The 21,547-nt window shown below is 43.5% G+C and carries 19 protein-coding genes; 5 read left to right on the plus strand and 14 right to left on the minus strand.

All coding sequences use genetic code 11. From position 1 onward, the window contains the following. Positions 1–152: 152 nt before the first annotated feature. Together RTJ53_RS01995 and RTJ53_RS02000 are read left to right on the plus strand one after the other, a co-directional pair. The gene (locus RTJ53_RS01995; RefSeq protein ID WP_060995778.1) at positions 153–1,235 is read left to right on the plus strand and encodes an outer membrane protein assembly factor BamD; all 1,083 of its coding nucleotides are present in this window, start codon (positions 153–155) and stop codon (positions 1,233–1,235) included. 87 nt (positions 1,236–1,322) lie between these two features. Next, positions 1,323–3,545: a DNA primase gene (locus tag RTJ53_RS02000; RefSeq protein ID WP_312275617.1), complete on the plus strand. Its 2,223-nt coding sequence runs from the start codon at positions 1,323–1,325 to the stop codon at positions 3,543–3,545. A 12-nt stretch (positions 3,546–3,557) separates the two neighbouring features. On the opposite strand, the gene RTJ53_RS02005 is transcribed toward RTJ53_RS02000, so the two are convergent. The 4 genes from RTJ53_RS02005 to RTJ53_RS02020 are packed head-to-tail and all read right to left on the minus strand — an operon-like array spanning position 3,558 to position 8,180. Further along, complete coding sequence (locus tag RTJ53_RS02005; RefSeq protein WP_312275618.1) at positions 3,558–4,871, minus strand: ABC1 kinase family protein; 1,314 nt, start codon at positions 4,869–4,871, stop codon at positions 3,558–3,560. Between the two features lie 13 nt (positions 4,872–4,884). Next, positions 4,885–5,679, minus strand: coding sequence for a HesA/MoeB/ThiF family protein (locus RTJ53_RS02010; RefSeq protein ID WP_312275619.1), 795 nt, complete (start codon positions 5,677–5,679; stop codon positions 4,885–4,887). Positions 5,680–5,734: 55 nt separating this feature from the next. Further along, positions 5,735–6,589: a peptide chain release factor N(5)-glutamine methyltransferase gene (gene prmC / locus RTJ53_RS02015; protein ID WP_312275620.1), complete on the minus strand. Its 855-nt coding sequence runs from the start codon at positions 6,587–6,589 to the stop codon at positions 5,735–5,737. Continuing rightward, positions 6,582–8,180 (minus strand): AmpG family muropeptide MFS transporter, encoded by a 1,599-nt coding sequence (locus RTJ53_RS02020; protein ID WP_312275621.1) that lies wholly within the window; start codon positions 8,178–8,180, stop codon positions 6,582–6,584. The genes prmC and RTJ53_RS02020 overlap by 8 nt, the downstream gene beginning before the upstream one ends. A 324-nt stretch (positions 8,181–8,504) precedes the next feature. Between RTJ53_RS02020 and RTJ53_RS02025 the strand changes: the two genes are divergently transcribed. The 3 genes from RTJ53_RS02025 to RTJ53_RS02035 all read left to right on the plus strand — a co-directional run bounded on the left by RTJ53_RS02025 (position 8,505) and on the right by RTJ53_RS02035 (position 10,975). After that, positions 8,505–8,903 carry a type II toxin-antitoxin system HicB family antitoxin gene (locus RTJ53_RS02025; protein ID WP_312275622.1) on the plus strand — a complete coding sequence of 133 codons (399 nt, stop codon included), beginning with the start codon at positions 8,505–8,507 and terminating at the stop codon, positions 8,901–8,903. 73 nt (positions 8,904–8,976) lie between these two features. After that, positions 8,977–9,903: a LysR substrate-binding domain-containing protein gene (locus RTJ53_RS02030; RefSeq protein WP_312275623.1), complete on the plus strand. Its 927-nt coding sequence runs from the start codon at positions 8,977–8,979 to the stop codon at positions 9,901–9,903. 61 nt (positions 9,904–9,964) lie between these two features. Continuing rightward, positions 9,965–10,975, plus strand: a complete 1,011-nt coding sequence (locus RTJ53_RS02035) for an LLM class flavin-dependent oxidoreductase (RefSeq protein ID WP_312275624.1) — start codon at positions 9,965–9,967, stop codon at positions 10,973–10,975. A gap of 57 nt (positions 10,976–11,032) precedes the next feature. On the opposite strand, the gene kdsB is transcribed toward RTJ53_RS02035, so the two are convergent. The 10 genes from kdsB to ppsR all read right to left on the minus strand — a co-directional run bounded on the left by kdsB (position 11,033) and on the right by ppsR (position 21,461). After that, positions 11,033–11,827, minus strand: a complete 795-nt coding sequence (gene kdsB, locus RTJ53_RS02040) for a 3-deoxy-manno-octulosonate cytidylyltransferase (RefSeq protein WP_312275625.1) — start codon at positions 11,825–11,827, stop codon at positions 11,033–11,035. Between the two features lie 21 nt (positions 11,828–11,848). Further along, a complete protein-coding gene (gene lpxK, locus RTJ53_RS02045; protein WP_312275626.1) occupies positions 11,849–12,937 on the minus strand; it encodes a tetraacyldisaccharide 4'-kinase in 1,089 nt (362 codons plus the stop codon). After that, positions 12,937–14,700, minus strand: a complete 1,764-nt coding sequence (gene msbA, locus RTJ53_RS02050; protein WP_312275627.1) for a lipid A export permease/ATP-binding protein MsbA — start codon at positions 14,698–14,700, stop codon at positions 12,937–12,939. The genes lpxK and msbA overlap by 1 nt, the downstream gene beginning before the upstream one ends. A 63-nt stretch (positions 14,701–14,763) precedes the next feature. Further along, the gene (locus RTJ53_RS02055) at positions 14,764–15,219 is read right to left on the minus strand and encodes an ExbD/TolR family protein (protein WP_188874265.1); all 456 of its coding nucleotides are present in this window, start codon (positions 15,217–15,219) and stop codon (positions 14,764–14,766) included. 30 nt (positions 15,220–15,249) lie between these two features. Continuing rightward, positions 15,250–15,873, minus strand: coding sequence for a MotA/TolQ/ExbB proton channel family protein (locus RTJ53_RS02060; protein ID WP_036593908.1), 624 nt, complete (start codon positions 15,871–15,873; stop codon positions 15,250–15,252). 51 nt (positions 15,874–15,924) lie between these two features. Then, positions 15,925–17,061, minus strand: coding sequence for a ParB/RepB/Spo0J family partition protein (locus tag RTJ53_RS02065; protein ID WP_312275628.1), 1,137 nt, complete (start codon positions 17,059–17,061; stop codon positions 15,925–15,927). A 178-nt stretch (positions 17,062–17,239) separates the two neighbouring features. Next, the gene (locus tag RTJ53_RS02070) at positions 17,240–18,040 is read right to left on the minus strand and encodes a ParA family protein (protein WP_312275629.1); all 801 of its coding nucleotides are present in this window, start codon (positions 18,038–18,040) and stop codon (positions 17,240–17,242) included. A 101-nt stretch (positions 18,041–18,141) separates the two neighbouring features. Beyond that, positions 18,142–18,789, minus strand: a complete 648-nt coding sequence (gene rsmG, locus RTJ53_RS02075) for a 16S rRNA (guanine(527)-N(7))-methyltransferase RsmG (protein ID WP_312275630.1) — start codon at positions 18,787–18,789, stop codon at positions 18,142–18,144. Then, a complete protein-coding gene (gene sthA, locus RTJ53_RS02080; protein ID WP_309593772.1) occupies positions 18,789–20,483 on the minus strand; it encodes a Si-specific NAD(P)(+) transhydrogenase in 1,695 nt (564 codons plus the stop codon). Before sthA ends, rsmG begins: the two co-directional genes overlap by 1 nt. A 93-nt stretch (positions 20,484–20,576) precedes the next feature. Then, entirely contained in the window at positions 20,577–21,461 is an 885-nt protein-coding gene (gene ppsR, locus RTJ53_RS02085) for a posphoenolpyruvate synthetase regulatory kinase/phosphorylase PpsR (RefSeq protein ID WP_007116642.1), read from the minus strand. Positions 21,462–21,547: the final 86 nt, after the last annotated feature.

A 21,547-nucleotide genomic window follows, 5' to 3' on the forward strand; every position in this document is an offset into this window, starting at 1 on the left:
AGGGGTTTGCAAAATTAATATGCGCGGATAGGTCACAAAGTATAACGTTTCGTGATAGACTTAGTGAAATTTTTAATACAATATTTTGCATTCAGTTTTGAACAATAAGTATTATGATGGGCAAATATTTTTGCAATAGATTTGAGGTTCGTATGCATCATCTTTCCAAAGTTGTGGGTGTCACCGCAATTACTCTGGCTTTGACCACTTTATCTGGCTGTCAAACGCTAAAAAATTCAAAATTGTTTGGTGGCAAAGACGAAGTCGTCGCGACCAAAGCTGAAAAAAGCGAGCAAGGCTACTACCAAGCAGCATCTGACAACATCAAAAAAGGCAACCTTGCTAAAGCGATTAGCCAGTTGAACGATTTGCGGACTTTCTATCCTGTAGGTGATTACAGCGAGCAAGCGTTACTTGACTTGATGTATGCGCAGTACCAACATGGTGACTATTTGGATGCCATTGCCAGTGCTGATCGTTTTATCCAGTCTTACCCATCCAACCCGCAAGTTGACTATGCTTACTATGTTCGCGGCATCTCAAATATGCAGGCAGCATCAGGCGGCGTGATGAAGTACACCAAGCTCAATCCCGCACACCGTGATATGGGCTATTCGCGCATTGCGTTTAATAACTTTCAGCAACTGATCAATCGCTTTCCAAACAGTGCGTATGCCCCAGACGCTGCGCTACGTATGCGTTATATCTATAACCAATTGTCAGAAAGTGAAATGGATGTAGCGCGCTGGTATATTAAACGCAAAGCCTATGTGGCAGCCGCCAACCGTGCTAAATGGGTGTTTCAGTACTACCCACAAAGCGAGGCGATTCCAGAGTCTATTGCAACCATTGCCTATAGCTATGACAAACTCGGAATGACCGATACCGCCAACCAATATAAACAACTACTTCGAATCAACTATCCTGGTCTGATTGATGCGCGTGGCAATGTCAAACTTGATAATACCCGTACCGGTTCAAACTGGTTAAATAAAGCCACATTAGGCGTGCTGGGTCAAAGCTCACAAAATGCTGCTGTTCAAGGGCTAGCCCAGCAGTCGGGTCAATACTCAGGCAACACCAAGCCACAAGTGATTCAGACCTCAATTCAGCAAGCTGCGGCAATGCGCCTGCCAAGTCCGGCTACCACGGCAAATGATGAAACACCGACCAGACCACGTGAGACGACAATTGGTTTGGGTCTACCACCTGACAATACCAGTCAAGTCAAATAATCTATAAACCCTGTTAACATTAGCTAGGTTTATCCTAGCTATTTTTTTTCAATCAGCTAATTTTTAACTGGAAATGCGCTTTTTACCATGAGTAACAATGCCATCATTGATCAAATCATTGCCAATGCTGATATCGTCAAGATTATTGGCAAGCATGTGGAGCTCAAACGTTCGGGCAATGAATTCAAAGGCTGTTGCCCTTTTCATGGAGAAAAAACGCCCTCATTTTTTGTCAATCCGCAAAAAGGGTTATATAACTGTTTTGGCTGTGGTGTCGCAGGCAATGCGCTCACCTTTTTAAAAGAGTACGAAAATCTCACCGCGGGTGAAGCGCTCAAAGAACTGTCCCGTCAAACGGGGATTGAGCTGCCCAAAGAGCCTGTCAATAAATCGCATACCTATAAAAAAACACCCGTTCAAACCAAACCTGCTGTATCGCAAGCAAGGGCATCATTGCAGCAAAATTTAGCTCAAAGTCCCGCTCAAGCCCTCTCTGACTCAGATGTTGCCGAGCGTCCGGCTATTACCAATACAGAGACTTTGTGGATAGACGCTTTTGATGACTTTCAAACGTCTGATAACTTAGATGCGAGCTTTATCCCTTTTGCTGATTATAATGATGTAAGCGTTGGCGGGTTTTCACCCTTTGATGACATGGGCAATAACAGCCCGCAGGATAGTTCATCAAGTTTATACGACTTACTGACCCAAATCTGCCAGTTTTATCAACATCAATTACAGCAAAATAGCTTTGCCCAACATTATTTGCTCAAACGTGGTCTGACGCCGCACACTATCGAAGAATTTGCCTTAGGCTTTGCCCCAAACGGTTGGCAACATCTTGAAGAAGCCTTCCCCCAAGATATCGAAGGTTTAAAAATCTTGGGATTGGTGCGCACTTCGCAAAATGGGCGTGATTTTGATTTGCTGCGCAATCGGGTGATTTTCCCCATCCGCGACCAACAAGGGCGCGTGATCGGCTTTGCCGGTCGCACCATGTCTGATGATGAGCAGCCCAAGTATATCAACTCTTCAGATTCACCTGTATTTCATAAACAAGCTGTGTTGTATGGTCTTTTTGAAGGTCGCAAAGCCAAAGCCAAAGACTGGCTCGTGGTTGAAGGTTATATGGATGTCATAAGCCTTCATCAAGCGGGCGTGTATGGCGCAGTTGCCTCAATGGGAACAGCACTAGCGCAATCACAAATCGAAAGATTACTGCAACTTAATCCCATACTTACTTTAAGTTTTGATGGCGATAGTGCAGGACAAAAAGCCGCTTGGCGTGCCATGGAAGTTGGGTTGCCTGCGCTTACTGATGGCAAGGAATTACACTTTTTGACACTGCCAGACAATCATGATCCCGATAGTTATGTCAAAGCGCATGGTTTGTTAGCGATGCAGCAACAAATTGCCCAAGCCGTTCCCCTATCAGCGTATTTGTACTCAAGTCTGACGCGTCAATATCCTACCAATACCCCCGAAAATCGCAGCAAGATTTTGCAGCAGCTCTCTGCGCTGACCCAAAAACTACCAAAAGGCAGTTATGGCTGGTTGCTGCGTGAAGACATCAAAAACAAAATGGGATTGGGGCGAAAAAACCAAGCACGGCAAGCGCAAGATGCCCTGCTCAATTTTGATAGCGAATTGACGGTACAACTGCATCTGCAGTTGTGCTTTTTGTTTCAACCAGAGCTGTTAGGCAGTCTAGAAAATAACCGCATTAGCCAATCTGTCATCCGCGATATTTATCAGCGCAGCGAAGCGGCTAATGTTTTTAAGCCGAAACACCCATCTACCAAACCGACAGCCCCGATTCGATTAGATGAAAATTCAACTGGTGACACTAATGTTATCACTGGTGTTATCACGAATGTCATCGATGCGCCCTGCAAAAACTATGACGAAAGCTGCTGCCTAACTTGGCAAGCCATTGCCGATGAAGAATTATTGAATTTGATTACTTGGATTCAAACCATTCAATCAAGATTGCAGGATTTTGATAACCCAAAATGGTCAACTTACGAGCGAATCAATGCCAAAGCACATTTTATACTGGCGGGCTTGACCTCAGAGCAGCAAAACAAACTTATCAAACATTGGGCGCGGTTTTTTAAGGAACTTAGTCAGCGCAATATTGATGATATCTCAGACCTGGTGACAGAGTTGGTGGTTCAACTGATGTTAGAAACTCTACAGCGCGAACAAAAAACCCTAAAAGCCGACTTAAAGGCGCTGAGCCTATGCATCAAACACCACCAAGCGATTTTAACTTGGCTTAGAACATGGCTACAGCGCAAAGATGATTAATTCATCGCGTTTTTATGCCATTTTAATCCGCGCATCATGAAACATGTCCATCTCAGGGGTAAGTACTTTCATAAAGCGGTCAAAATACAACAGTTGCTTAGTCAGTAGCGCAAAATCTCTTGGGAAGTGAATACCATGGCGTTTACCGACTTCCACCATTTCAAGCAACATTTGGTTGATTTCATCAGTATGATCTTTCAATCGGTTTGGCATAGTTTGGTCAATGGTTTTTCCCATAAATAAGCTATCATCTGCCAAGATTTTTTTCATCACTGACTCAAGATCTTGGGCAAGGATATCGACATTGACTTGCTCTCGCGCGTGGGTCATATCCATTTCAACCATATAATGCGCCATGCCGCGATAGTCTTCTTTAGCAAAACTATCCATCATGCCCATACTGGCTTGCCACGCTTTGGGTTCAAGTTTGCCTACAATCCCAAAATCAATAAAGCCAATACGACCATCGGTCAACAACATCAAATTGCCTGCATGCAAATCGGCATGAAAACTATTGCACAGCATCAAGCTAGAAAACCACGTATTTAAAGTATCTGTCATCACCTGTGCGGGGTATTTGCAGTATTGACGCATGGCAGCATCATCAATCATCGACACCCCAAAGAACCGTGTCATGACAAGTACTTTTTTGGTGCTGATATCATGATAGACATCGGGTGCGACTACTTTATGATTGTCGGTTTTTTTCAAAAAATCTTGGAAATCATCAATGTTTTTGGCTTCTTGTAAGAAGTCTGTTTCTGCTGCCATACGCAAACGGATTTCATCAATAATGGGTGAAATACTGGCAAATTTTAGCGACGGTGCGATACTGTCAATCAGTTTAGTCAATCCTACCATCATACCTAAATCGGTTTGAATGATGGTGTCTACTTCAGGCTTTTGCACTTTTAACACCACATTATCGCCATTTTTTAAAATAGCACTGTGAACTTGGGCGATGGATGCAGACGCTAGCGGTTTGACCTTGATACTTTGAAAAATATCTTCCAATGTCTGCCCACGCTTTTCCAACTCCTCTCTTAAGACGCCTTCAATATAACTGTAAGGCATGGGCGTGGTTTGATCCAGACAGCCTTGAAATACTTCAACATATTCTCGGGGAAAGATAGACGGGGTACTGGCAATAAACTGACCGATTTTGATATAGGTAGTACCCAACTCTTCAAAGCTTTGGCGCAGCAGCGTTGGGGTCATTTTTTCGCCTTGGGCGATACGCAGCCCTGCTTTGCCAGCCACGGTTGCCGTTTTCCTAACCCGCTGAATGACATTTAAGGATTTTTTAAAAAAGTGATTTTTTTGCATGATTAACTCTAGTTTAAATTACGTCTGTAATAGCCGATGGGTGGCTACAAATCTCGCAGTTAGCGTCTTTACGATAGTGAAGTTTTTTAAGATTCATGGTTTTGCCGTTCCATAGCAATAACGTTTGCGCTATAGGATTGATGCCCAGTCCCAAAAAACTTAAAGCCGCTTGGGCTTGAAGGTTGCCGATGATTTGGGTGGTACTGGTTAGTACTCCGCTAGTGGCACAATTTCGCTCGTCATCCCCTGCCCCTTGAAACAAGCAATGATAGCAACCTTGCTGCGGCGTAAATAATGCCAGTTGCCCTGTTTGCGCAATAGCAGAGGCTGATAATAATGACAAATTTGATTTGACAGCGATGTTATTAATGAGGTCTCGTGTTTTGAAGTTATCTGTACAATCACAGATTAATTCGCTTAGGCTATTTATTTTCGCTTGTTCAACCATTTGTTGATAATTATCTGCTGTCAAACGGGTTTGTATGGCGATAACGTCACAAAATGCATTGATTTCATGTAATTTAGCCTTGGCTACTAGCGCTTTAGATTGACCGATGTCGTTAGGGGTAAACAACGACTGCCGCTGTAGATTGCTCTCATCAATCGTATCATCGTCAATAATCAGTAGCTTGCCAATGCCAGCACGGCACAAGGTCTCTGCAAGTGGGCAACCTAGTCCGCCCATCCCAATAATAATCGCACAGCTATTTTTTAGCCGCGTTTGTGCTTCTATATCCCACCCTTCTAGCAATATTTGGCGGGCATAGCGTAGCATTTCTGCATCGGTTAATTCTGTTTGTTTTGGCATAGTAGTTGAATTTCACATATTTGCTTAGGCTATTTTAGCCCATTAATTTAGTACACTAATTTAGTACACCCAGCGTTACTCGTTCATTGTCCCCATAGTCTTTGACGGTGATTACCTCGTCAAAGCCATTTGACAAAAACACGCCCCTAACCTGCTCACCCTGATCATACCCATGTTCAATGGCTAATAACCCATGAGGCTGTAAAAATTGTGGCGCAGTTTTGACAATATGACAGATATCCGCCATACCCTTATTATCCGCGATTAGCGCGCTAATGGGTTCATCGGTTAAGCCTGCCAAGTGGGGATCGTTGGGATCGATATAAGGTGGATTAGATACGATGATATCAAATTTATTGCTTTCATCTGCATGGGCTGTCATAAAGGGTTCATACCAACTGCCTTCAAAAAACGCGATATTATTAACCCCTATTCTTTTAGCATTTTGTGCTGCCATCTTCAGTGCCTCAGGTGACTTGTCTACTGCGCTAACGGATGAATTTTTAAATTCCTCTGCCAGCGTGATGGCAATACAACCTGACCCAGTGCCTAAATCCAAAATATTCATTGTTTTGCTTAGGCTATTTTTATGGTGATTAAGCACCGCCTCTATCAACCGCTCGGTATCAGGACGCGGTATTAAAGTATGCTGGTTGACTAAAAACTCATGCTGCCAAAAACTTTGTTTACCTAGTACATAAGCTAATGGTTTACCTGCTATCAACTCCTCTAGCGCAGCAAAATATTGAGTGGCTATTGCTGCAGCTACCATTTCGCTATCATGGGTAATAAGATAAGTTTGCCCTACATGAAGATACTCACCTAGCAACTGTTTACGGATGTGCTTTTCAACCGCGCTTGTTACAGCCAACAATGATTGAATAGTGTAAGATGACATTGGGTTATTCATGGGTAATGTTATCGCCTCTTGTCACATCTTGGCTCATCACATGCTTATCTACCATATAAATCAACAACAGCACAGGAATGCCAATCAATGCGGTAAAGGTGAAAAAAGCAGGATACCCCATGGTTTCTACCATCGCACCTGAATAGCCACCTAAAATTTTTGGTGTTAAGGTCATCAATGAACTAAGCAGTGCATACTGTACCATGCTAAAGCGAATATTGGTCAATACCGATAAAAAGGCGACGAAAATGGCACTTGCTAGACCGGAGGCGAGGTTATCAAACATCACCGCCGAGTACATATAAAAAAAATCATGCCCCTTGCCCGCCAAAATCACAAACAATAAATTACTGGCTGACGCTAAAATAGCACCAATCAACATAGCATTCATGATTTTAAAACGCTCAGCAAGCAAACCGCCTAGAATACCACCCACAATTGACATCCCCATCCCAAAGGTTTTGACCGCCAAGGCGATATCGGTTTTGCTAAAGCCTAAGTTGACATAAAACAAGTTTGACGTCGTACCTGCCACAATATCTGAAATACGATACAAGCCTATCAATAAAATCAGCCATACGGCTTTTTTACCATAACGAATGAAAAAGTCTTGAATCGGCGCGACCCACATGTCAATCGCGACTTGCTTTTTAATGATTTTGGCTTTTAATAACACTAAAGCGGTACCAATGGCGATAACCACAGCGCCAATAAATTTAATACTCTCATAAACAAAGCCCAAAAATTTTGACTCAGTCTCTGGAAGCACGTGTCCGATGACAATAAAACTGGCAATCAGCGCAATCACTGAAATTAAAAATAGTAAAAACAGTTGAAAATAATCCGACATCGGGCGTTCATGCTGCACACGGGTGACGGTGGGTTCTTTAATCAAAAGGGTAGTAACAACCCCTATGAGCATCAAAGACGCCATAATATAATAGGTTTGTTGCCAAGCAGCGTAGTTGTAAGTGGCTTTGGTGGAGCCAAAATATTCTGCCAAGAACAGCGCCCCTGCCCCTGCGACAATCAGACCGATTCGATAGCCTGCCATAAACATACCAGAGAGTACGGGCTGCATGGATTTTTCAGCAATTTCAATGCGATAGGCATCAATCACGATGTCTTGTGTCGCCGCTGAAAAACCTAATAACACGGCAAAAAATGCCATGTAATCAAGCACAACATCACTGGTGGGATTAAAACTACCGAGCATAAAAATTGCAAAGGCGACCACAATTTGTGCGACAACTAGCCAACTACGGCGTTGTCCTAGCATTTTGGTTAACATCGGAATCGGCACGGCATTGACGAGGGGCGACCAAACAAACTTAAACGAGTATCCCAGCATCGCCCAACTAAACATGGTGATAATTTTGATATCAAATCCTGCTTCTTTGAGCCAAATTGATAAACTAGAAAATATCAATAGATAAGGTAACCCCGAAGAAAAACCCAATAGCAACATCACCCAAGCGCGCTTGTCCATATAGGCTTTGATGGCTTCGCCCCAAGACTTTTTTGTGCCTGTCGAGCTTTCGCTTGGTAGCGCCACTTGGTCGTTTGACACAGGTTGTTTTGATATTTGCATGTTACCTCTCACTCATCACGCACGATTTACCACAAAACTTCATTAAAATCTTGCTATTGTAGCGGTTTTCTAGGTCTATACAAACTAAAATTATTATGGCTGTCTGAAACGTCGATATCTGAAACAAGGCGGCAATACAACTGAATCAATAACTGAGTCAATGTCTGCAGACTTGTCACATTAATCAATTTCTTAAATTTTAGGCCTATTAAATAAGCCTGACGTAAGCAGCTAGGTTTTGAACCTGCTATTTTATGGTAATATGCTATACTTGACACCCTGCGATGACTTTCAACCTTTTTGTTAGCAGCTTTGAGGCAAATTATGCAATACCCGATTGCTATCTATCAGCAAAATAATGCCTATCATGTCACGGTACCTGATATTGAAAGCATATCTGTAGTCGATAGTAGCATGGCAGGCGCAGTGTCTAATACACGTATGGCGGTGATGAGCCATTTATATCACCTAATTGAAGAAGATTTACCGATTCCTGAGCCCTCGTCTGTCACCGAGCATTTGATAAAACCTAAATACGCAGGCTATACTTGGGCCATCGTGAGTGTTGAGTTATCACGAATTATGGGAAAAACTGTCGAAGTCACTTTACAGTTACCTAGCCAGCTTATTTCACAAGCCACTGAGCAATTTGCTGACGAGTCACTTGATAAAATCGTGTTAATGGCATTAAAAAGCTATGTAAAAAATCAGTCTAATGGCTAATTTCGTTAATATTTAAGTTCAACCAAGCTCATATAGCGAGCATTTTATTTCGTTTTTTTATTAAGGTCATTTTATGGCAATCAATGTTGTCATCAATCAACGTTATTTACAAATCCAACTCAAACAACTTGAAACCGTTTGGCAGACTGTGATTAATAATTACAATCTGAGCCAAGCTGCCAAAGTATTACACACCAGTCAATCCAGTCTTAGTAAGCATATTGCTGCGCTCGAAAGTCAGCTTCGGGCGGAAGTTTTTGTGCGTCAGGGTAAACGATTGGTGGGTCTCTCCCCTATCGGTGAGCTGCTACTACCGCATATTGAGAAAATCTTTGTGGAAGTACGGTCGATTGAAAATTTAACTTTAGATTTTCAAAATCCCCATCAGGGTGAACTATCAATTGCCACGACGCATACCCAAGCACGTTATGTGTTGCCTTGGGTGATACAGCGCTTTAAACAACAATTTCCCAATGTCCATCTGATTTTGCATCAAGCTGACCCTGAGTCGATTGCCAATATGGTGGCACAAGGTCAAGCAGATATCGGCATCGCAACTGAATCGCTGCTTGCGCACGATAATCTACACTGTATTCGCTATTATGATTGGTATCATCATGTGATCGTGCCAGTGGGTCATGAGCTTGAGAATCGCACTGAGATTGATATCCAAACCTTAGCAAATTATCCGATTATCACTTATCATGGCGGTTTTACGGGTCGTGGTGCGATTGACAGAACCTTTAGCGCGGCAGAACTGACGCCCAATATTGTACTTACTGCTTTGGATGCCGATGTGATTAGTACCTATGTCGGTATTGGTATGGGCGTGGGCACAATTGCTGAAATGGCATTTGAAGGTCAGAATTATCGCAATCTTGTCAAAATTCCAACGAAAATTTTTGGAAAACATGTGACGTGGATAGCCACCCGTGTCGATGGCGATATCCGTAATTTTGGCAAAGCTTTCATTGATATTTGTCAGCAACAATTTGGGTGATTGATTTTTTTGGATTCGCCATTATAAAGGGACTACTATTCTTTTTATGATGACTACAGTGATGACAAAGATAACTAAACAAATCCCTATTTCATTTTTAGACCTTGTTCCTGTACCTGAAGGCAGTGACGCTAAAAACGCGCTTAAGCAGGCGGTGACTGTTGCCCAAACTGCCGAACAAGTAGGTTTTAACCGCTATTGGCTGGCTGAGCACCACAACATGCGCGGCATCGCCAGTACCGCAACCAGTGTGTTGCTAGCTCACATTGGCGCTCACACCTCAAAGATACGAATTGGCTCGGGTGGTATCATGCTGCCTAACCATGCGCCCTTAGTGGTCGCAGAACAGTTTGGTACGTTAGCCACTTTGTATGGCGAACGTATCGATCTTGGCGTCGGCCGTGCCCCTGGTACGGATGGAGCAACCTTCCGTGCCTTGCGCCGTACCATGAATGATGCCGAAAACTTCCCGCAAGATGTGCAAGAGCTGATGCATTATTTTGACCCGCTCGATGGTCAGACAGTCACTGCCATGCCTGCTAATGGCTTAAATGTCCCTGTGTGGATTTTAGGGTCGTCTTTATTTGGCGCCAGTCTCGCTGCTGCATTAGGCTTGCCATATGTATTTGCGTCGCATTTTGCGCCGCAGATGTTATCACAAGCGGTGACATTGTACCGTGAGAATTTCAAGCCGTCTCGCTACTTGCAACAACCTTATGTGATGGTAGCAAGTAACTTGCTATTGGCCGATACCGAAGAGGAAGCCGCTTACCAATTCACCTCAGCGCAGCAAAGTTTTGTCAATTTGCGCCGTGGTAAACCCTCACAAATGCCAAAACCGATTGAGAATATTGATGCTTTTTGGACATCTGCAGAGAAGTACATGGTTGAATCGTCGTTGGCAATTTCGTTTGTGGGTACATCTGACAGTGTCAAACCAAAACTTGACCATTTTCTTGAGACTATCCGCCCTGATGAATTGATTGTCACTTGTAATATTTATGACCAACAAACCCGCCTCAACTCCTTATCTTTGGTGAAATCGCTTGATTTATTTAGCTTAAACAGCTAATCAAAACCCTAAAGACGAAAACCACAAAAAAGCCCAAAATTAACTTGGGCTTTTTTATTATTTCAATAATTCTGATAACGCCAACTCATTGAGCCGATCCAAATCCTCTTGCGTGTCTACACCGGGCGGCAACAATTCTGAAGCAATATCAATGGCGATACGCATGCCTTGCTCCAAAATACGCAATTGCTCCAATGATTCAAGCTGCTCTAGCTCGCCTTGCTGCCAAACACTAAATTGTTGTAGCAAACTGACCCGATAGGCATAAATCCCTAGGTGTCGATAAGCGTTTTTTGGCACGCTATTTTCCCCACTGATTGGCTGTTCGGTCAACAATGCTGTATGACGATCGCAAGGAATCGGCGCTCGGCTAAAATACAAGGCTTCCTTGTGGGCATTTTTGACGACTTTGACCACCGATGGCCGTAAAAACTCTTCAACGCTTTGGATGGGTTCAGCCAAAGTCGCCATCACGCAATCTTTTTTTTGTAGCAGAAGCTCAGTCACTTGTTTGATAAGTCCTGCAGGCACGAGTGGTTCATCGCCTTGCATATTAATCACGATATCTTCAGTTGACCATTGCTGAAGCCTAGCTACTTCAGCAAGCCTATCCGTACCAGACGCATGATTGGGGTCAGTCATGATGACATTTGCCCCATAGTCTTGACACAGTTTAGCGATGCTATCATCATCGGTTGCCACAAAAATATCATCGGCAATTCCCGCCGATTTCACCGCATTGGCACGATCAATCACCCATAGAATCATCGGCTTACCATGAATTTCTAACAGCGGTTTGTTGGGCAGTCGGGTACTTTTTAGACGGGCTGGTATGACCAAATGTTTTAACATATTGTATTTCCTACAAGTTTTTTAATTGTCAGCATTGTCAGCAAGGGTAACCAATTTACCGATTTGTTGGTCGATTAACGCATAAAAGGCGGGTGATAATTCAGCTTCTACCGGTAACACCCAGATATTTGATGCAATATCATTTTTCTCATGACCTTGGTCGAACATGACACGCAATTTGACTGCATCCTTATCGGTGACGATAATCGGTAACTTTGGCAAATTGGCAAAATCTTGCAAACTATAAGTGTGATGGTCATTCAATGGCATCGGTATGATGTCAAACCCTAATTCGCTTAGGCTATTAAAAAAACGCTGTGGCAATCCAATCCCTGTCATGGCAATCACTTTTTGGGCAGATAGACTATCTTGTGAATACATTTTAAATAAAGGTTCTAATGGCTTTTGTAGCAAACGCATACGAATATCTGGGGACACGCTATGACAATTTTTGCTTAGGCTATTTGAAAAATGGGTTAAAGCCTGAGTATCCTGCCAATCACTTTGGTGAAATATGACGGTGGTATTGGGCTGATACAGCCGTTTAATCGGTTCGCGCAGAAAGCCTGTGGGCAATAGCTGGCGGTTACCAAAGCCGCGATCGGCATCGACGACAATCCAGTTTTCGTCCCTATCCAAGGCAAAATGTTGCAGTCCATCATCCGCCAAAATAAGTTGAATGCTTGGATATTGCTCAAGCAATAACTCAATTGCTTGACCACGGTTTGGACAGACTGCCATTGGCACACCTGTACGCTGGACAATCAGGCACGGCTCATCACCAACGTCACTGGGCTTTGAATTTGCTGTCACGATACAAGGCATGAGCTTGGGTTGCCCGCCATAGCCACGACTGATGACGCCCACCGCCAGCCCTTTTTGCTGCAGGTAAGTTACCACCGCAATGATTAGCGGCGTCTTACCGCTACCGCCAACCGTGATATTGCCCACTACAATGACGGGCACGTTGGGATAATAAACGGGTTTTAGCCCTAATCGATAAATAGTTTTATTGAGCCAAAAAACCAATCCATACAACCAAGACACGGGCAATAACAACCATAGCCAGAGAGATTTATTGCGCCACGCCTGTAGTAGAGTTTGTTGCATTAGCTTGACAATATGTCCTCTTCAAAATGACGCTCATACAACTTGGCATACGTACCTTGCGCGGCTAGCAAACTGTCGTGAGTACCGACTTCAATGATTTCACCTTTATCCATGACCACGATTTTATCGGCATTTTGGATGGTCGTTAATCGGTGCGCGATAACGATGGTGGTTCTGCCATGCATGACGCGCTCCAGCGCTTTTTGGATATAAAATTCTGATTCGTTATCTAGCGCGCTTGTGGCTTCATCCAAAATCAAGATAGGCGCATCCTTTAACAGGGCACGTGCAATGGATAAGCGTTGGCGTTGTCCGCCAGATAACTGCAGACCCTGTGAGCCTATCTTTGATTGGTAGCCCTGCGGCAACTGCATGATAAAATCGTGCGCAAAGGCTGATTTTGCGGCATCAATCACTTGCTCCGACGTTCGGTTAGATAATTCGCCATAGGCGATATTGTTGTGGATAGAGGTATCAAACAGTACCACTTGTTGGTTGACACTAGCAATCTGACTACGCAGTGAATGTAATGTCAAATCTTCGATAGCGACATCGTCAAGATAAATATTGCCCTTTGTGGGTTCTAGCGCGCGCATCAGACAGTTGACTAGGGTAGTTTTACCGGCGCCACTTCGACCGATTAACGCCACCGTTTCACCGGGATTGACCACCAAATTTACGTTGTTGAGTGCTTGTTTGCCATCCTCAAAAGTGACGCTTAGGTTGTTAAGTACTATTTTACCGGTCAGGGTTTTTTCAACCTTGCCTGTGTCTTTTTCTTCGGCTTCATCGAGCATCTCAAATATAGAATCCGCCGCCGCCAAACCTTTTTGCAAGCCTTGATTGATATCGGTCAACGAGCGTACGGGTTTACTCAGTAGCCCTGCCGCGCTGATATAGGCAATAAACTCGCCTGCGGTGGTATCGCCTAATACGTTTGGTCTTAATGCAATCCATACCACCACCGCCATCGCGCACGCCATCAATAATTGAATTAAAGGAGTATTGATGCTATTGGTCACCACCACTTTTAGCCCTTGTTTAAGATTGGTTAAAGAGGCGTTATTAAACCGCGTCAGCTCATTTTGCTGACCACCATAATTTTTGACCACTTGGTAGCCTGTGATGACTTCATTGGTAATATGACTGACCTCGCCCATGGATTTTTGAATACCGCGCGACAGCTTACGAAAGCGTTTACTGGCTTTACCCACTAACAATAAAATCGGCGGCAATACCACAAACAACGACAGGCTTAATTTCCAATTACTGTAAAGCAAAAACGCCAACAACCCAATCACGGTCAAACCATCGCGTAACAAGGTTTTGAGCGTATCGGTACCCGCCGCAGTGACTTGCTCGACATCAAAGATTAATTTTGCAGAAATCTGACCGGCGTTGTGATTGAGATAAAATTGGCTAGGTAATCTGAGCAATTTTGAAAACACTTGCATACGCAGCTGATAGACGACATTGCGTGAAATCACGGCGCTAAAGTAATTACCCAAAAATGAGCTAAGTCCTCGCAGTACAAACAACAACACGATTAAGGCTGGAAAAAGATTGATATGCGCTTGATCACGTTCATTAATCGCATCAATAATGAATTTGACCAGCTTGGCAATGCCCACTTCGGTGCCTGCATTTAAGGTAAAGCCAATGACGACTAGCGTCATCGCCCACCAATACGGCTTGAGATAACCTAGCAATCTTCGATAGGTCTGCCAACGTGGGTGAGCATTGGAAGGTTTTGAAACGGTCATGGCATCTCAATATATAAAAGAACGACTTAACAGCTATTGTATCAGTAAATTGAAAAATAAAAATTATTTGGCGTCTGGCGCTGGGGCAATATTACTATCGAGCGAAGTGGCAGGTATCACGGTACTGATATTTAAATTCATAAAGCCCATTTTACCCGCTATATCCATCACCTTAACCACCGACTGGTGACTGGTCTCGGCATCAGCAGAGATAACAAATAGCTGCTTTCGGTCTTCACCTGCTTCTTGGCGGATCATCGCTGTCAATTCAGCTTCGCCATTACCAGATAAAGCAATGCCATTGACCAAATAGCTACCATCTTTTTGCACCGCGATTTCAATGCGTTTGCTTTTCTCAGTAATCGGTACGCCCTCTGCTTGCGGCAAAATGATATTGAGTTTACTAAAATGGTTGAAAGTGGTCGACAGCAGTAGAAAAACAATCAAAAACAGTAAGCAATCAATCATTGGGGTAAGATTGATTTCTAAAGGTTCGACCGTGGGTTTACGAAATCGCATGGGTTGACTCTTTTACGCAGCTATACGCCATTAACGAGGCGTGATTAGACCATTGTCCAGTAATTCTTGCATCATCAAACCCGCTTCTTGTTCAAACGCCGCATTGATATCAATGATACGGCGCTGAAAAATACGGTACGCCATCACCGCAGGTATGGCAACCAGCATACCCCCTGCTGTGGTAATTAGCGCTTGTGATACGCCAGCTGCCAGCATGGTCGGATCTTGCATTGCGCCTTCGGTAATCGCTAAGAATGATGAAATAATCCCCAATACAGTACCTAAGAGACCCAATAATGGCGCGATAGCACCAATGGTACCCAACATATTGATATGTTTTTCTAATTGGTGGATGGTAATACTGGCGCGGTTTTCCATATGCATGGTCATTGAATCAATCCCATGCTGGCGATTCATGAGTCCTGCAGCAAGGATATCACCCAAAGGCGAATTAAGTTTGACATTCTCAAGCGATTCACGATCAATATCGCCCTGCTCAATCAGCCGCTGCATCAATTGTTCACGCAGATGGGCGGGTGTCACTGTGCTGACTTTAAGTTTTATCGCGCGCTCAATGATGATAATCAACATCAAAATCGAACATAGGACAATGGGCCACATCAACCAACCGCCTGCTTTAACTAATTCCCACATCCGTTATACTGCCTTTGCCTGTCAATGACTAATAAATTGAGAAAACTAAATTTAATGCTCAAGTTGCGACTGGAACTGCACAATCAAAGCTTGTAATTCCTCTTCATTGTGAAAAAATATCTCAATACTCCCCTTGCCTTTTGAGGAGCCTTTGATTTTTACAACGGCACCGAGTTGTTCAGAGAGGTGTTGGTTCAGTCGCAGCCTATCATAATCAATTTCTTGGCTTTGTGTCGGCGCTTTTGGATTTAAAATGTCTTTGACTAAGGCTTCAGTCTGACGAACAGTCAATTGACCCTGTATAATTTTTTTGGCAATAACAGGCTGCTGTTTGGGTGACAGCGACAATAATGCCCTGGCATGCCCCATGTCCATCTGACCTTCGTTTAGCGCTTGTTTGACATCGTCATGTAATTGGTTCAAACGCAGCAAATTAGAAACCGTAGTTCTTGCCTTACCCACAACATCCGCAATTTGCGAATGGCTCATGCCAAATTCATCATGAAAACGCTGCAATGCGGCAGCCTGTTCCATGACACTTAAATCTTCCCGTTGGATGTTTTCAATCAATGCCAAGGCGATTGCCAAGTCATCTGACATTGGGCGCATGATGGCGGGTATATGGGTTAAACCTGCAATTTGCGCCGCACGCCAGCGACGTTCACCCGCGATAATTTCATGGGTAATCGGGGAATTGGGCAATACTTTGGCTAAAGGTCGAATCACAATAGGCTGCATCACGCCATGCTGCTTGATAGACGTTGCCAGCTCTTGCAAGGCATCTTCGTCCAAATCAATGCGCGGCTGATACTTGCCACGCTGCAAATACGCGACATTGATATGCATCAAATTTAACCCAGCAATATTACTATTATCATTGTCATCGTTATTGATGGGTGCGTTATGGCTACTGGACTTTAGTGTTTTGTCGGGTTTAGGGGTTATCGCCGATGTAGGCGATTTTTTGGCTGCGGCTATAGTGTCGCTAGCTTCAGCTGATTCGTCATCCGAGACATTTTGCCCATCATCGGTTGACTTGGCATGTAGTTTTTCAGCGCGTTTAGTGTCATCAACAGAGGCTCGAACACTCGCATCGATTAGATTACCGGTAATCAATTTTTCTGTTTTGATTGAGCCGAGTAACGCATCAAGTCCTCGATTTGATGCCAATCCACGCTTTTTAACCATGTCGAAATTCCCAATGCCATTAAATAGTTAAAAATGACTGATAAAAAATTAAACCAATGCCGCCATTTTTGAACTGGCTATTTTAGCAGATTCGCCATAGCTTGAAAAATAGTTTCATTGCTTTTGCCAGTGCGCACTTGCCAACAAATTAACAAAAAAAGTGCCTAAACAGTTTAATTTAGGCAAGTTGGAATTGGCGACTTTGCTTGATAATTTCATTGGCAAGGCGAATATAGGCTTGTGAGCCTTTTGAATTCATCTCATAATCAAGCGCAGGTATGCCGTGCGCAGGGGCTTCTGCTAGACGAATATTACGGGGAATGATAGTATTAAATAAAATCGGACCAAAATGCTCAATCAATTCCATTGATACATCATTTGCCAAGGTATTGCGCGGGTCAAACATAGTTCTTAACACACCGCGGATATGCAGTTTTGGGTTTAGCGACTTCAAACGCTCAATGGTTTGCGACAAATCCGCCAATCCTTCCAATGCAAAATATTCACATTGCATCGGGATAATCACCCCTGATGTGGCACACATTGCATTGATGGTAAGTAAACTTAAACTCGGCGCGCAGTCAATCACTATAAAATCATAAGGTTTCGGCGCGCGGCCGTTTTTGGCAGGCATAGTAGCGAGCTGCTGCATGGCTTTTGACAAAATTGTATGATTTTCAGGCTTTTGACTTAAATGCAAATCACTGCCTGACAATTCATTGTTGGCACCGACAATATCAAACCCATTCGGGGTTTTGACAATCGCCTCATGGATTGGTAAATCATCCAATAGCACATCAGCAATACTGTACTCTAACTCGCGTTTATCCAGCCCTGATGCCGTGGTTGCATTGCCTTGGGCATCCAAATCAATCAGTAAAACTTTTTTGCGGCGATGTGCCAGTGCACTTGCCAAATTAACCGCGGTGGTGGTTTTGCCCACCCCACCTTTTTGATTAGCAATGGCTAAAATATCCATGAACTGTCTCGCAATGTGTTGATAAAAAGGTTGAAAATTGTAGTCAAAAACAGCCAGTTTTTCAAACTCTAATACCGGTAAAACTGGCTGAAATGGGATGTTTATCTTTGCAAATAAATCAAATGGCGTGATTCATGCAACGATGGGACGGTTAACACTTGGGTGTTAATTTGCCACTCATTTTGAAGGGCTTGAATCTCGTCAACAGGTTCAACCCCCTTCATGGCACAAATGATACCATTGTCTGCCAATTTGCTTTGACTATGGGTGACAAAATCCACCAGCGATGCAAATGCCCTTGAGGTAATCACTTGATAAGTCCCTGCATGCGCTTCGATACGACTGGCAACCGGTGTTAGATTTTTTAACCCCAATTCACTGGCGACTTGTTTGATAAAGCGAATCTTCTTTTGGTTACTATCGAGTGCTGTCACCGCACGCTGTGGCTGACAAATAGCAACTACCACCGCTGGCAAACCCGCACCCGTCCCAATATCTAGCAAATCACCGGCTGGCAAAAATGGCACAATCGACAAACTATCAAAGATGTGTTTGATTAATGCTTGTTGGTCATCCTTAATAGCGGTCAAATTATACGCTTTATTCCAAAATAACAGCTGCTGTAGATAGTACAGGAGCTGTAATTGCTGCTCATCCGATAGTGGCAACTTTAACTCAGAAAGCGCTTGTTGCAACTGCGGTTGTAATTTTACGTACTGGGGTTGTAGCTTTATATTAATCTGCGCCATTAAAACACCCGATTAAGACCATTGAGTGCAGCAACGCGATAGGCTTCTGCCATCGTTGGGTAGTTAAAGGTGGTATTGACAAAGTATTCTAGCGTATTGCTGCCCTTACTTTCCATCACTGCTTGTCCGATATGAATAATCTCAGAGGCGTGATTGCCATAACAATGGATACCTAAAACCTCTAAGGTTTCACGGTGGAACAGTATTTTTAACACCCCACTACGCTCACCGATGATTTGTGCGCGGGCAAGGTGTTTGAAGAAGGCTTGCCCCACTTCATACGGCACTTTTTCAGCCGTTAATTCTTGTTCGTTTTTACCAATGCTTGAAATTTCAGGAATGGTATAAATACCCGTTGGCACACTGCGAACAGGTTGTGCGTTTTCATCGCCCACCATATAAGCGGCGGCGCAGCGTCCTTGGTCATAAGCCGCCGATGCGAGCGATGGCCAACCAATCACATCCCCTGCTGCATAAATATTTGGGATATCGGTTTGGTAATGCTCATTGACTTTGAGTTGACCCCGGCTGTTTGCGGTGAGTCCGATGGCGGCAAGGTTGAGACTGTCGGTATTACCTGAGCGACCGTTTGACCATAAAATAGCATCTGACTTGATGCGCTTACCACTTTTTAGGTATAAAATCACGCAGTCATCATAAGTTTCTAGCCGCTCAATTTCTTCTTTGTTGCGAATCAACACGCCAAATTGTCTAAAGTCATGCGACAACGCGTCAGAAATCTCATCATCTAGATAGCTAAGCAACTGCTCTTGGGTATTAATCAAATCTACTTTATAGCCAAGACCAGTAAAAATAGACGCATATTCACAGCCGATCACGCCTGCACCATAAATAATAATGCGCTGTACCACATAATCCATTTGCAGGATTTTATCGGAATCAAACACGCGAGGATGGCTAAAATCTAACAAATCAGGACGATAAGGACGGCTACCCACAGTAATAATGGCTTGTTCAAAGGTAATGTCTTGCTCGGTACCATCACTCATATCAACATGAATGGTATGGGTATCTTTAAAACTTGCCCAACCATTGATTAAGTCAATTTGGTTGCGCTCGTAAAAACGGGTATGGGTTTCTACCTGATTACGCACCACTTCGCGCGCTTTGGTTAATACTTTATTGAGTGGAATCTGGTGATAGTCAATGCCTTGGTTTAAGATAGGATCGCGGCGATTACCGATAATATTAAACACCGACTGACGCAATGCTTTACTTGGAATCGTGCCTACGTGCGTACAGTTGCCGCCCACTTGTTTGCGTGGATCAATCACGGCAACTTTTTGCCCAGATTTGGCGATTTTCATCGCTGCTGCTTCGCCCGCGGGTCCTGCGCCAATCACAATAGCATCATAATCATAGGCATGGCTAACGGCATCTTGACGCTTGTAACGCTTTAAATTGATACGGGTGTTATCTAGCGGGCTAATTAAATCAAAATGCACCGATGCATCATCAAAATGTTTGACCTTATCATCGTCTTCACTGATACTGACGGTATTGGCTTTTTTATCAGAATCCGAAATTTCAGTTTTGGTTGGTTTTGCCAAAATTTCGGTAATATTTTCTTGGGGCTCAATAATTGACTGTGTGTTGGAATCACAGATGTTTTCGTTTTCATTGTTTGTAGGGGGAATTTGAGTGACTTTGTCATTAATCCGTTTTTTTGGCATATTAGCTCCCATATTTTAAGCCTTGATAATGAATAAAAAATTTTTAAATTGAATATAAAATACGATAAATTAACCGTATGTTAAGAGATTACGTTAACCAATTCGACGTTTTAACCCCGTCATTTGTAAAATACGCGTCGCGATTTCTTCAATCGACATCGTTGATACATCAATATTTGGAATCCCTTGAGAAATATAAATACCTTGAATGGCGCGCAACTCCTGCTGACATTGCTGATAACTTGCATAGCGGCTACCTGCACGGCGCTCGTTACGAATTTTTACCAGTCGATCGGTGTCAATCACCAAACCAAACAGTTTGTCACGGTAGGGCTTTAACGCTTTGGGCAACGAATTTTCATATAAATCATCTTCAGTCAACGGGTAATTCGCCGCACGAATACCGAATTGCAACGCTAGGTATAAAGAGGTGGGCGTTTTGCCCGAACGTGACACCCCAATCAAAATAATATCTGCGGCATCATAATGGGTGGTACGCGCGCCATCATCATTGTCTAAAGCAAAATGCACCGCATCGATACGCGATTTATAGTTCTCAGAATCGACATCCCCATGCGCATGACCGGTATGCGGTGCAGGTTGTACTTTGATTTCATCGGCAATTTTACTAATTAAACCTTCATAAATGTCTAAGTTAAAGGCATCTGCGCCGTTGATTCGCTCGCGAATCACAGGGTCAACGATGGTATCAAAGACTAGCGGCTTTACCCCATCACGTTGGTGGGCAAGATTGATTTGATTGACCGCTTCATCGGCGCGATCGAGGGTATCAACATAAGGAATAACCCGGGTCTCAAATGGTACCGTGGGAAATTGGCTTAAAATAGAACGACCTAGGGTTTCAGAAGTAATCGCGGTACCATCGGAGATAAAAAACACACTTCGCAAGGACTGCGAATTTGCAAAATTTAAGGCGTCTTTATTTTGAATCGTGGCTTTGATTTGCTCAATGGTCATGAAAATTATCCAAAAAAATGACAAGAAGCGTCCATACTAATTTAAATTAATACTGGTTTAAACTGACACTGATGGTTAACCTCACT

This window comes from Moraxella sp. CTOTU46711 (assembly GCF_031975715.1).
In the GTDB taxonomy this organism is placed as follows: Bacteria; Pseudomonadota; Gammaproteobacteria; order Pseudomonadales; family Moraxellaceae; genus Faucicola.